The 12,834-nt window shown below is 33.1% G+C and carries 11 protein-coding genes; 2 read left to right on the forward strand and 9 right to left on the reverse strand.

The genetic code is table 11. From position 1 onward, the window contains the following. Positions 1–52: 52 nt before the first annotated feature. The 9 genes from MK083_05720 to MK083_05760 form a co-directional block, all read right to left on the reverse strand. Positions 53–1,306: an amidohydrolase family protein gene (locus MK083_05720; protein MCH2673953.1), complete on the reverse strand. Its 1,254-nt coding sequence runs from the start codon at positions 1,304–1,306 to the stop codon at positions 53–55. Continuing rightward, complete coding sequence (locus MK083_05725) at positions 1,303–1,857, reverse strand: hypothetical protein (GenBank protein ID MCH2673954.1); 555 nt, start codon at positions 1,855–1,857, stop codon at positions 1,303–1,305. The genes MK083_05720 and MK083_05725 overlap by 4 nt, the downstream gene beginning before the upstream one ends. Before the next feature lie 6 nt (positions 1,858–1,863). Further along, the gene (locus MK083_05730; protein MCH2673955.1) at positions 1,864–2,886 is read right to left on the reverse strand and encodes a dipeptide ABC transporter ATP-binding protein; all 1,023 of its coding nucleotides are present in this window, start codon (positions 2,884–2,886) and stop codon (positions 1,864–1,866) included. Positions 2,887–2,893: 7 nt separating this feature from the next. Continuing rightward, positions 2,894–3,910 (reverse strand): ABC transporter ATP-binding protein, encoded by a 1,017-nt coding sequence (locus MK083_05735; GenBank protein MCH2673956.1) that lies wholly within the window; start codon positions 3,908–3,910, stop codon positions 2,894–2,896. A 2-nt stretch (positions 3,911–3,912) separates the two neighbouring features. After that, complete coding sequence (locus MK083_05740) at positions 3,913–5,073, reverse strand: ABC transporter permease (protein MCH2673957.1); 1,161 nt, start codon at positions 5,071–5,073, stop codon at positions 3,913–3,915. Beyond that, positions 5,073–6,071, reverse strand: coding sequence for an ABC transporter permease (locus MK083_05745; GenBank protein ID MCH2673958.1), 999 nt, complete (start codon positions 6,069–6,071; stop codon positions 5,073–5,075). The genes MK083_05740 and MK083_05745 overlap by 1 nt, the downstream gene beginning before the upstream one ends. A 115-nt stretch (positions 6,072–6,186) precedes the next feature. Further along, a complete protein-coding gene (locus tag MK083_05750) occupies positions 6,187–8,373 on the reverse strand; it encodes an ABC transporter substrate-binding protein (protein ID MCH2673959.1) in 2,187 nt (728 codons plus the stop codon). A 200-nt stretch (positions 8,374–8,573) separates the two neighbouring features. Next, positions 8,574–9,134 carry a TlpA family protein disulfide reductase gene (locus tag MK083_05755; protein ID MCH2673960.1) on the reverse strand — a complete coding sequence of 187 codons (561 nt, stop codon included), beginning with the start codon at positions 9,132–9,134 and terminating at the stop codon, positions 8,574–8,576. Next, complete coding sequence (locus MK083_05760; GenBank protein ID MCH2673961.1) at positions 9,135–10,073, reverse strand: Gfo/Idh/MocA family oxidoreductase; 939 nt, start codon at positions 10,071–10,073, stop codon at positions 9,135–9,137. A gap of 72 nt (positions 10,074–10,145) precedes the next feature. Here MK083_05760 and MK083_05765 point away from each other — a divergent pair, with 72 nt between their 5' ends. Together MK083_05765 and MK083_05770 are read left to right on the forward strand one after the other, a co-directional pair. Beyond that, positions 10,146–11,243, forward strand: coding sequence for a DSD1 family PLP-dependent enzyme (locus MK083_05765; protein MCH2673962.1), 1,098 nt, complete (start codon positions 10,146–10,148; stop codon positions 11,241–11,243). Further along, positions 11,243–12,733, forward strand: coding sequence for a D-aminoacylase (locus tag MK083_05770; GenBank protein MCH2673963.1), 1,491 nt, complete (start codon positions 11,243–11,245; stop codon positions 12,731–12,733). Before MK083_05765 ends, MK083_05770 begins: the two co-directional genes overlap by 1 nt. Positions 12,734–12,834: the final 101 nt, after the last annotated feature.

Below are 12,834 nucleotides of genomic sequence, written 5' to 3' on the forward strand. Positions count from 1 at the left end.
TGTATTTAAAGATAATAATTAGATAATACTGATATTTTCTAGTACTTAATGATTATTTCTCTAATTTATGAACTCTACCTCTGTGGATTATCGAATTCACATTTCTTAGATCTTTAATTTCTTTTTCTGGTTTACCATCCACTGAAATTATATTAGCTATTTTACCTGGCTCTATCGATCCAACTTCATTATCTACCCAACAAGACATTGCTGAAAAAATAGTTCCTGATTGAATAGCTTCCATTGGACTCATACCAACAGAAACATGAGAATGTATTTCATCCTGAAAGCTTGTTCCACCTAATTTATAATGTTGCCAAGAAGCATCAGAACCAGCAACAAATTGTATACCTTTGTCCAAAACTTTTTCCCAAACTTTTTGAGAATCATCCCAGTGCTTTTGCCAAACTTCAATTTCAGTTTTTTCTAAGTCAGATAATTCTACTTCCTTTTCTTTTTCCCATAGTTGCCATATTCTATCTCTTCCTTGATGAAGTGTGGGGTTTATGAAAATGCCTTCATCAGCCATTTTATCAGCAAGTTTTTCATCAAATTCTATGACTCCATCTGTATTTACAAATCTACCATGAATTATAGTATCAACCCCTGCTTCAACAGCTATTCTCATTCCTTCGGTATTTACACAGTGAGCTGCGGTATGAACTCCAAATTTATGAGCTTCAAAAACTATAGCTTTCATTTCATCTAAATTAAATGATGGTACTCTTACATTTGAGGTACCAGTACTTCCTCCTGTTGCTGTAATTTTTATCATATCGCTTCCATCTTTTAGAAGACGCCTGACTGAAGCTATACATTCTGTAGGCCCAGTAGCTACTTCTCCAAACCAATTTAAGTGCCCTCCCACTATGGTTATTGGTCTTCCGGACATAATAAGATCAGGCGTTTGAATTATTCCTCTATTTGCAGCTTCCTTAATCATGTAACCTGTCATATTTTTTGCACCTAAATCTCTAAGAGTGGTTACACCTGAATCAAGATGTTTTATAGCATTTTGAGCTCCATTTATTGCTAATAAATTATCGTCAGTCTTTACTAAGACATCACCCGGAGTTCCATCTCCAAAACCAATTAGATGTACGTGGCAATCAACTAAACCAGGAAGTATAGTTCCCTTAAGTTTAAATTTTTCCGCGTTTGAAAACATTTCATGAGATGAAATTTTTTCTGTAGAATCTACACTTATTATTTCAGCATCCTTAACAAGAATAGAAATATCTTTTTCAATAACTTTTCCAGCTACAGTATCAATCATTCTGTTCCCAGAAAAAACTTTTATATTCATTTTTTACACCCTTTGAATATAGATTCTGTTAGTTTAGTAGGTACTATATACCATACTCCCTTTTTCTTTAATTTTAAAGGCTCATCAACAAATTCAACTTTCCAATCTAAATTATTAGAGTCTATTTTATTAAAAGTATCTTTCTCAAGCCCAACAGAACCTTCTGAACCCAATATATGAATTATTTCAGACGGTAAAGGAAATAGCTCAAATGGATCATCAATAGGAGATGACATTTGAATTAGTAAAGAAACTGGTTCAAACTGTGTCTTAATTATTTCCTTGAATGTTTCATCATCACATGATTTATCAATATAATCGGAATAGATATTTTTTTTCAACCAAATATAAAAATCTATAACTTCTTCGATATAAATATCTGACCTAATTGCAAGATTAGAAGTAGAATTGACGTTTCTTCTAGCTTCCATAATTTCAGATCTCAATTCTGATCTCCAGTCTTGTAACTGCGAATAGTCTTCCTCGGACGAACATGCCATAAAAATTGAGAAAAAAGCAATAGATATTAAGAGTATATGTTTTTTAGGCATGACTTTTTAAATTAGACCAGTAAGATTGAGATCCTTTGCATTGTGACAACTGAAAGTTCTTCCTGATTTATCAATTGTTAGTTCTGGATTAGTTTTTTTACATTCATCAGTGGCATATGTACATCTTGGATGAAAATAACATCCTGATGGAGGATTAGAGGGATTTGGAATTTCTCCTATCAAGGTTTTGTGATTCTTAACTAAATCTGGATCAGCTTGTGGAACTGCTGAAATCAAAGCTTCTGTATATGGATGTTTTGGATTTGAAAAAATTTGTTCTGGTGTTCCGTTTTCAACTAATCTCCCTAAATACATAACATTTATTTCATCACTAATCTGTCTTACGATACTAAGATCATGAGAAACAAAAAGATAAGACAATCCAAACTCATCTTGTAGATCCATTAGTAGATTTATTACTTGAGCTTGAACAGAAACATCCAATCCAGAAACAGGTTCATCACATACTATTAAAGATGGATTTAATGCTAAGGCTCTAGCAATTCCAATTCTTTGTCTTTGGCCACCACTAAAAGCATGTGGATATCTAATCATATATTCAGATCTTAATCCTACTTTTTCTAATAACTCTTCGACTCTATCTTGTCTTTCAGACTTATTCTTTACTCCGTTTAATAGTAGAGGTTCACTAACTATTTCAAATAAATTCATTCTAGGATTCAAGGATGAAAAAGGATCTTGAAAAATCATTTGCATTTCTTTTCTCAAGGGTCTTAATTCACTTTCATTTAAGGTTGCTAAATCATGGGAACCGTCACCACTGTTTAGGTGTATTTCACCTTCTGTAGGATCAATGGCCCTTAATATACATTTCGAAATAGTAGTTTTTCCACAACCAGATTCACCAACTAATCCAATTGTTTTCCCACGCGGAATAACAAAAGAAACATCATCAACAGCTTTTACTACTCCAGTAACTTTTTTCATTATTCCTGAGGTAAGTGGATAGTACTTCTTTAAGTTTTTTATTTCTACTATATTTTCATTTTGAGTTTTTGTAACTGACATAATTAACCTACTTGTTGTACAGATGGCAATTTACTAGATGACCATCTTCTATTTTTTCTTGACTAGGGAACTCAACATTACAGGTTCCATCAATGAAGTCTTTACATCTTGGATTGAAAGGACATCCACTAGGCCTAGCCTGAGGATGAGGAATTGTACCTGGAAGAATGGGGAGTCTTTCTCTGTGCCCTGTAGCCAAAGAAGGTATAGAACTGAGAAGTGCTTGAGTATATGGATGTTTAGGATTCTTGAAAACTTGATGAATTGAACCACTTTCTATAACTTTTCCTAAGTACATTACATTTACTTCGTCGGCTAATTCTGCAATAACACCTAGGTCATGAGTTATCATAATTATAGACATCCCATTTTTTTCTTGAAGTTCTTTCAACAAATCTAGTGTTTGGGCTTGCGTGGTAACATCAAGAGCAGTAGTTGGCTCGTCTGCAATAAGTATATCTGGGTTTGTACATAGAGCCATAGCAATCATGGCTCTCTGCCTTTGCCCTCCACTAAGCTCAAATGCATACTGCTTCAATCTTTGCTTTGGATTACTCATACCAACTCTAACTAACCAATCTTCGGCTAATTCCATAGCTTCATTTTTTTCATAATTTAGATGTAACTTGATAGCTTCTGTAATCTGATTACCTACAGTATGAATAGGACTGAAAGATGTCATAGGTTCCTGAAAAATCATCGAAATTCTTCCACCTCTAACTTGCTTTAGTTGCTGATTATTCAGTTTAGTTATATCTTGAGAATTTTCATGATTTTTATCATAAAGAGTCATAGTACCATCTAATATTTTCCCAGGTCGATCAATTAGTCTAAGAATTGACTTAGTTGTTATACTTTTACCACATCCAGATTCTCCAACAATTCCTAGTGTTTTCTTTGGGAATACATCTAAATTAACTCCATCTACAGCCTTAACAATTCCATCAGCAGTGTAAAAATAAGTGTGCAAATTTCTTACCTCTAATAAAGGCAAAGTCTCGCTTTTATTTTTCTTGGTTACCATATTTATACCTCCTGATACGGATCTGCCGCATCTCTAATTCCATCTCCCATGAAATTCAAGGCGAGAATAACTAAAATTACAGCAATCGCTGGAATAAATAACCATGGGAAAGAAGCTACCGACTGAACATTTTGAGCATCTTTTAGCAAAACCCCATAACTTACAGCAGGAGGTCTTAGTCCTAAACCTAAGAAACTCAAGGATGTTTCAGTAACAATCATCAATGGTAAAGACAAAGAAGCTTGAGCAATAATATGGCTGTAAAAAGAGGGAAGCATATGTATAAAAACAATTCTCATAGTTTTGGCACCATTAAGCCTTGCTGCAGTAACAAAATCTTCATCTTTCATCGCAAGGAATCTTCCTCTTATAACTCTTGCTAAATCAGTCCATGCAAATAATGAAATTATTATAGTGATCATGAAATATATTTGATTAATAGTCCAGTCTTCAGGAAAAGCCGAAGATAAACCCATGTATAGAGGAATAGTAGGAACAGATCTTATTATCTCAATTAGTCTTTGTAATATAGAGTCAATTATTCCTCCATAATATCCTGAAATTGCTCCAATAAATATTCCAAATATAATACTTAATGCAACACCAACTAAACCAATAGTCAAAGACACTCTAGTTGCATGCATTGTTCTTGAATAAACGTCTCTACCTTGTTTATCGGTTCCAAATAAATGTATCCATGCATTAGGATCTTTTGTCTCATCTTTCATACCTAAAATATGTCTATTTGTAGTAAATAGTCCCCAAAGTTTATATTCATAACCTTTTGCAAAAAAAGTTATACCTTGAGAATTATCACAATCTTCTTCAAATTCCATTAGGAATGTTTCCATATTTCTTGCACCAGTCACTTCACATGTACTCATAAAATGACCATTATGGAAAAATTTAACTGGTTGAGGTGGCATATAACCTCTAGCAGCTGCATAATCTACAGGTGGGGCTGTTGAAAGAAAATCGGCCATAAGAACAACAACATAAAATAATATAACTACAATTGATGCTGAAAAACCAAGTCTATGTCTCTTAAATCTTCTCCATATCAGCTGTCTTTGAGTTGCTAATTCAACTGAGTTAGCTTGATCTGATGATTCTGGAGCTGAATCATTCTTCGAAAAGATTTTTCCTAGTGAGGATAAAACCATTAGGAGCCACCTGCTTCCAATCGAATTCTTGGATCAACCCACAATAGCAAGAGATCTGATATGAAAGTTCCTACAACAGTCATAAATCCAATAAGTAATATAATACCACCCGCCAAAAACATATCTTGAGCAACTAAAGCCTTAACCAACATAGGTCCAACTGTGGGTAGAGATAATACAACTCCTACAATAATACTTCCAGAAATAAGATAAGGTAGTATATAAGCAGTTAAGCTTATAGCTGGATTAAGAGCTAATCTAACAGGATATTTTAATATTAGCCTCCATTCAGACATACCTTTAGCTCTAGCAGTTATAACGTAAGGTTTACTTAATTCATCAAGTAAATTTGCACGAGTTATTCTCATTAGAGAAGCTGTACCAGCTGTACCTAAAACTACCATCGGTATCCAAATATGGTCAATTAAATCTTTAACTCTACCCCAACTCCATGGGACACCTACATACTCTGGAGAAAATAGCCCCCCAGGGCTAAAATCGAACCAAACAAAAAATAAATACATTGCAATCAATGCAATCATGAAGTCTGGAATTGCTAAACCGACAAATCCTAAGAATGTGAACAAATAATCCCAAACAGAATATTGCTTGACCGCAGAAATAATTCCGAAAGGAATTGCAATTACCCAAATAAAAATTACACACGCAATGGCAAGTACAATAGTTAGTAATAATCTTTCAGATATTACCTCAGTTACTGGCATATTATACTCGAATGAAAAACCTAAACTTTGATCAAATAATATTTGACCCATCCACTTAAAATATTGAACATATAACGGTCTATCTAAACCATAAAATATTCTAAGATTATCAGCTTCTTCAGCATCTACCAAGCTTCCTGTAGCCTGAAGCTGTGCTATGTAAGCTGTTACATAATCTCCTTCAGGAAGATTAATAATAAAAAAAGAAATAAGAGTTACAGCCCATAGAGCTATAAACATAAAAATTGTTCTTCTTATAAGGAAATTCAGCATATAAAACTCTCCAACCCACTCCTGAAAATGAATACTCTTTTGAAATTATCTTACAAAATATATGAAAAGAGGGCACAAAAGGCCCTCTTTTCATATTTAAATAATCAAATGTTGATTATTGGTTTCCGCCTTCTAACCACCATGTCTCAGGGAAACCATTTCCTGAAGTTTGTGCATGGTATGAGAAAGGAAGTGGATTAGGAACGTTTCTTACATTCTTCTTGATTATAGCTGTATATGTAGGCTTGTTCATCACAGTTGTGATTGGGTTTACATTATTACAGTTTAGTTCTACAACCTTTTTAAGATTTTCAGTATACTTTGTTCCGTCACTAACAGCTTCGTCATAAAGTTTCTGCCATTCTCCAATCCATCCGTCTGCATAAGTTCCATCAGCTTGGTGTGCATCAGCTGCAGCTGGAGCAATATATCCTCCACCCGCTACCATACCCAAGTGATTTGGAGTTATGATCGCACCAGCTCTTCCAGATGATTCCCAACTGTTAAGCATGGTTTCGTTATTTTCGAATCTTCCTGACCACAAGCTTCTTTCTTGTGCATCAAGTTTTCCATCGATACCAAGATGCTTTTTCCACATTTCGATAACCATAGAGTCAATACCTTCGTAATCTTCGAATGCTGCTACAGCAACACTGTGAGTTACAACGATTTTTTCTCCTGTTTCAGGCATCAATCTCATGCCGTCAGCATCTTTTTGATCTAATCCAATTGAGTCTAATAAAGCATTAGCTTCTTCTGGATTAAATTCTACGTAGTGTTCTCCAACATAGTGATCTGGATCGTCTGGGTCATCCCATCCTGCACACAGTCCACCAGTTTCTCCTAATCCTAGGAAGAATACTTCGTTAATTTCATCTCTTTCAATACCCATTGATAGAGCTGCTCTAAAGTCTTTATTTTGCAAGAAAGATGCAGTTTCAGTATCTACTGCTCCTCCATCACCTTCCCAAGTTTCATTGATGTAAAGGTTAGCAATACCAGATTCAGGTTGTCTCCAGAATTGAATTCTGTAGTTACCTTTTTCAGAGTTCTCTGTAAATACAGGTAGTTTTGAAAGGTCAATGTGTCTACCTTGAACAGTAAATTCACCAGCAATAGCCTTAAGGTTTAGCACCTCTAGGTTTTCTGCTAGATCAAGAACTACTCCATCCATGTAAGGAAGTTGCTGACCTTCTGTGTCAACACCGTAGTAGAAACAGTTTCTTTCTAGAGCCCATTGATCAGAAGTAATAGGCTTTGTAACTCTCCAAGCAGTCATCATAGGTGAATCAGGGTTAGCGTTAGCATGGTTTAAGAACAACATGTACTTAGCCCAGTTTTCGTAACCAGCAGCTTCTGCTTTAGCATTAGCTTCATCAAGACCTATAACATCAGGATGGTAGTCACTTAAGTAGTGCGAAGGTGCGTAAAGACCAAGACCAGAGTCTCCTCTAGTGTGTGGTCCTGCAACAACAACAGAAGCTAATAAAGTAATTAGTAGACCGTAAGGTTCTTCTGAATTAATTTGTAGAGTTTCTGAATCTACTGCTGTGAATTTTAGCAATTCCCCACCAGACTTCATCCATGAAGGTGGTGTTGGCACTAGATCTTCGTTTTGTACCATATGGTTATACCAAAACATGATGTCTTCAGTAGTCATATCATCTCCATCAGACCATTTTAGGCCTTTTCTTAGAGTTAAAGTGAATTCTGTTGCATCATCATTAATAGTCCAACTTTCAGCAATGTTTGGTTGAACATCTGTCATATTAGTTCCGAAGAACAATATGTGATCTTTCATAGGTCTTTCCATGTTTTGTCCATCAGCAGGACCAGTGAAAGCTCTGTACCAAGTACCACCATATTCTCCAATGCTTTCAGCAGGCTGAATAACAAGTGGGTTTTCAGGTAGTCTTTCTTCTAAAGCAGGAATCTCTCCAGCCTCAGCTTTAGCGGCACACATTGGAGATTCAGAGAATGAACTAGGCATTTCGTCTGAAAGACTTGGCCAAGACACATCTCCTTCTCCTAATCCAGCAGCCTGGTCTTCACCAGTAGCAGCTTTTGAAGTTTCTGAAGTTTCAACAAGCTTTGGCTCTGCTTTAGCAGGCGCAGCCTCTGCAGGCATTGCTTCCTTAGCTTTTTCAGCTGTCATACCAGCATCCTTAGCGGCAGCAGCTGCAGCACTAGCATTTGTAGTGTTTGTAGCTTCTTCAACTTCCTCTTCTGAACAAGCTATTGCAAATAATCCTAAACTTAGAATCATTACACTAACTAGTCCATATCGGAATTTTTTTAACATACATATCCTCCGTAGTTACTTTTTTATTCCACGAACATATAGGACCAATTGACCCTATCGATTTATTATAACTCATATTACTGAAAAAAAATCAACTGTTGGAATTGATTCTTTAGTAATTTATTTCTAATTAGCCAATTAAGTTAGCTAATTAGAAATCGATATATTTAACAATAAATAATTTATTACAAATATATCGATCAATTAACTAGTTTTTGCAGTTCATCTATACCCAATCTGCCAGCGAAAGTTAATGCTATTTCACCATCACTCTCAGTAAATACCCAAGACGGGAAATAGGTGATTCCAAAATGTTCAGATAAGGTGTTTTGATTATCATCATAAATTACAGGATATTGCCAATTTTCATTAAATAACCAATTATCAGGAGGGTAGTTATTTTTTTCTGGATCAGTATGAGTTACGACTAAAACAATATTAACATCCTTATTAATGAGATCAGCTTGATTTATCCACTCAATTACTTCTGGAATTTCTTCTCTACAATATGGGCACCAATGAGCTACAAATAAAAAAATAGTAGGTCTATTATCTGGATATATAACAGAAGACTCTTTATTAATTTGTAATTCAATTATTGGAGAAAAATCTCCTCTAGATACATCTAATCTAGTTTGAGGATCGTAGATTTGAATTTTTTCTCCTGATACTTTGAAATCGCTGTAGTTTTCAAATTCAAGTTCATTAGTACAGCTTATGGATAGAAATAAAAAAATAAATAAAATTAGAGTTCTTTTCATTTATACACCATGCCAATCTTTTGAATTTAGTGATAGTTTCAATCCGTTAGAAATATTCTGAAGAATATTTATATCTTCAATATGCTGTAATCTATCTTGTTTTTCAAACATAGTATTAAGTATAAATTCTTTCATTCCGGGCCAACCATAATGAGGTTCAAAAAAAGATATTTTTTTATTATTATCTGATTTTATCTCTGATTTCATTAGATCAACTTGTACTGTTTCTTTTTCAAAGAATAAGTCTAATATTACGCTCAATTCAGTTTGAGTTTCCATATCAAACTCCCATTCTGCAAAAAAATCTCCATAATCTAAAATAGCCGATCCTTTTGATTCAGTTGGAAATTTAGATTTTGTTACCCCACTACTAGTAACTCTCTTAGGTGCAATATTAAAAATTTTATTGAACACATCAATATACCAAGGAGATGCAGTATATATACTGAAGCCAGGCCACCAGTTGGCTGATAATTTGAGCTTTGCTTTTTCCAAATTTCCAAATTTATTAGTTTCAAACATTTTTCCTAGATAACTTATAATTGGTAAATGTGACATTTCAAGATTAGGTATATAAATATTACTTTTAGAAGACATTTTAGAAATTATCTTTTTAGATTCAGAATTTTCCATTGATAATGGCATTTCAAATATGCAGTCTATATCTCTACTTAGAACATCACTTATAATTTTTCCATGCGATGAATCTGGAACACTTATAATTATCAAATCTAATTGCTTATCATCTATAAGTCGCATGTAGTCTAAGGAAAATTTACAGTCTGTATTATTTATTAAAGTTTTTGCAGTAACTAGAGATTTCTCTGTTTTAGTAGAAACGTGGGAAATATTCAAATTTTCTATTTCCGATAGAACAGGTAAATAAGCATTTTTAACCCATGAACCAAATCCTATTATGCCAATTTTTTTATAAGTCATAAGTAAATTTTATATCATCGAAATATAATTGAGTTATTATTTATTAAATAAAAGTAATCAAAAGAGAAAAATATGAATAATAAGAAATATATAAAAGGTACCAAAATATCAGATATAGATACTCCTTCAATTTTAGTTGATCTTGATATAGCTGAAAATAATATTAAGAAAATGCAAACCTTTGCAGATGAAAATAATGTTTCAATGAGACCGCATTCTAAAACAAATAAAAGTCCATATTGGGCAAAAAAGCAAATAGATCAAGGTGCTATTGGAATTTGTTGTGCAAAGTTAGGTGAAGCGGAAGAAATGGCGACTGGAGGAGTAAAAGAAATACTAATACCAAATCAAATTGTAGGAAAATCAAAAATTCAACGACTAGTAGAAGTAAATAAAATATCAAAAGTTATGGTTGCAGTTGAAAATGAAGACAATATTGAAGAATTATCAGAAGCTTTTGAGAATAATTCCCTGAAATTAGGAGTGATAATCGAAGTAAACGTAGGTATGGATAGGTGTGGAGTTGAACTTGATGAAATTGTTGAATTTACAAATAAGATAAATCAGAAAAAAGGATTATCTTTTGAAGGAATTATGGGGTATGAAGGCCATACTGTGAACATAGATAACTATGAGGAAAGAGTAAACGAAACCAATAAAGCTATGAATAAATTAGTTAAAGCAAAAAACCTGATTGAAGAAAGTGGAGTAGAGGTAAGAATAGTTTCAGCATCAGGAACAGGAACCTATAACATAACATCAAAAATCGATGGAATAACAGAACTACAATGTGGTTCTTATATATTCATGGATGGAAATTATTTGAAAATTTTTGATGATTTTCAACCAGCTCTAACTCTTATGTGTACTGTTGTTTCAAGAAGAGATAATAGAATAGTTATTGATTGTGGATTAAAATCTGTTTCAATGGATCAAGGATTACCTGAGGTTGTATCCCCAAAAGGGATAAAATTAGTAGGTTTATCTGAAGAACATTGTAAATGCATAATAGAAACAGAAGAAGAAAATGAATTAAAAGTAGGTGATAAAATTTTTCTAAGACCAATGCACTCCGATACAACTATAAATTTACATGATGATTATTTTGTTCACAGAAATGGCTTATTAGAAGAATCTGTTCCTATTGTTGGTAGAGGTAAATTCAAATAATGCTAGATTTTCTTATCAAAGGGGTAAGAATAATTGATGGTAACCCTAATAAATCTTATATTGGTGATATAGGAATATTAGAAGATAAAATTATAACTAAAGAGCTAAATAACGTTAAATATAAGGAGCTAATAGATGGTTCTGGGAAAATAATATGTCCTGGATTTATAGATGTTCATTCTCATGATGATTTTAAGGTTGTTACTGATAAAAGGATCTTACATAATTTGTGCCAAGGAATAACTACAATGATTGTTGGAAATTGTGGTTTTGGCGTTTCTCCTTATTTATCAGCCAAAGAACAAATGTCTTCTTTGTATAAAGTTTCAAAATTAGATGACGTTTGGAATAATTTTTCAGAATATTTTGATCTATTAGATAGATACCCAACTTCAATTAATGTAGGCGTATTAATTGGTCATCATACCATTAGAAGAAATTCTCTAAATCTAATGGATAAAATTTATCCTACTGAAGATGAATTAATAAAGATGATAAATTTAGTTGAAGAAGGGATGGAAGCTGGGTGCCTAGGATTTTCTACAGGTTTAGTTTATGAGCCTGGTAGGAATTCTAAAACTGAAGAAATTATTGAAATAACTAAGCCAATTAAAAAATATGAAGGTGTCTATGTTTCACATATGAGAAATGAAGCAGAAGGTTTGTTTGATTCCATAAATGAAACTGCAAATATTGGAATCAACAATCAATTAAAAGTTGAGATATCTCATCTTAAGAGTGTTGGAAAAGATAACTGGGGTAAATCTGAAAAGGCATTAAGTATGATTGATAATTTCTCTGAAAAAGGTTTAGATATTCATGCTGATCAATATCCATATACAGCTAGATCAACTATGCTAAAAGCACTTTTATTAAATGGAACTTTTGATGACTCAAATACAAATAGCCCAATGGGAAAATCTGAGAGTAAAGATGTTTTATTATGTTCTGTACCTGGTGATAAATCAATTGAAGGTAAAACACTAGAAGATATTCAAGAAATCTATGATTTACCAACTGAAGAAACAGTAAAGAAATTGCTTTCAGAAATTTCTGATAAAATTCTTGTGGCTGCATTTGGAATGAATGAAAATGATGTAAGAAATATAATGAAACATCCCAGAGTAATGATAGGTACAGATGGTATTGATGTTGGATCAAAACCTCATCCAAGAGCTTGGGGTACTTATCCTAGAATATTTGATGAATATGTAAAAAATAAAAAAATATTAAACTTTGAAGAAGCAATATATAAAATGACAAAGATGCCTGCTAAAAAATTTAATATAAAATCTAGAGGTGAAATTAAAGAAAATTATTATGCAGATTTAGTTATATTCGATCCAGAAAAAATAAAAGATAATTCTTCCTTTACTGACCCTAAAAAAACACCTACTGGGATTGAATATATTTTTGTAAACGGTAAAAAAGCAATGGAACACAATAAAGAAACAAAAGTTTTTTCTGGAAAAACAATAAAAAATAATTGAGGTAAATAAATGGAAGAAAGTAAAATAAAAATTTTTCTTAGACAAGTAATAAAGTGGGGATTCGTTATTTTTTGCACTTACTTACTTTTTCAGATACTAAG

This window comes from Dehalococcoidia bacterium (genome assembly GCA_022451965.1).
In the GTDB taxonomy this organism is placed as follows: Bacteria; Chloroflexota; Dehalococcoidia; order Lucifugimonadales; family Lucifugimonadaceae; genus TMED-70.

Coding starts and splice junctions, on each gene's coding strand:
- MK083_05720 (MCH2673953.1), bottom strand. CDS start 1,306: ATGAATATAAAAGTTTTTTCTGGGAACAGAATGATTGATACTGTAGCT.
- MK083_05725 (MCH2673954.1), bottom strand. CDS start 1,857: ATGCCTAAAAAACATATACTCTTAATATCTATTGCTTTTTTCTCAATT.
- MK083_05730 (MCH2673955.1), bottom strand. CDS start 2,886: ATGTCAGTTACAAAAACTCAAAATGAAAATATAGTAGAAATAAAAAAC.
- MK083_05735 (MCH2673956.1), bottom strand. CDS start 3,910: ATGGTAACCAAGAAAAATAAAAGCGAGACTTTGCCTTTATTAGAGGTA.
- MK083_05740 (MCH2673957.1), bottom strand. CDS start 5,073: ATGGTTTTATCCTCACTAGGAAAAATCTTTTCGAAGAATGATTCAGCT.
- MK083_05745 (MCH2673958.1), bottom strand. CDS start 6,071: ATGCTGAATTTCCTTATAAGAAGAACAATTTTTATGTTTATAGCTCTA.
- MK083_05750 (MCH2673959.1), bottom strand. CDS start 8,373: ATGTTAAAAAAATTCCGATATGGACTAGTTAGTGTAATGATTCTAAGT.
- MK083_05755 (MCH2673960.1), bottom strand. CDS start 9,134: ATGAAAAGAACTCTAATTTTATTTATTTTTTTATTTCTATCCATAAGC.
- MK083_05760 (MCH2673961.1), bottom strand. CDS start 10,073: ATGACTTATAAAAAAATTGGCATAATAGGATTTGGTTCATGGGTTAAA.
- MK083_05765 (MCH2673962.1), top strand. CDS start 10,146: ATGAATAATAAGAAATATATAAAAGGTACCAAAATATCAGATATAGAT.
- MK083_05770 (MCH2673963.1), top strand. CDS start 11,243: ATGCTAGATTTTCTTATCAAAGGGGTAAGAATAATTGATGGTAACCCT.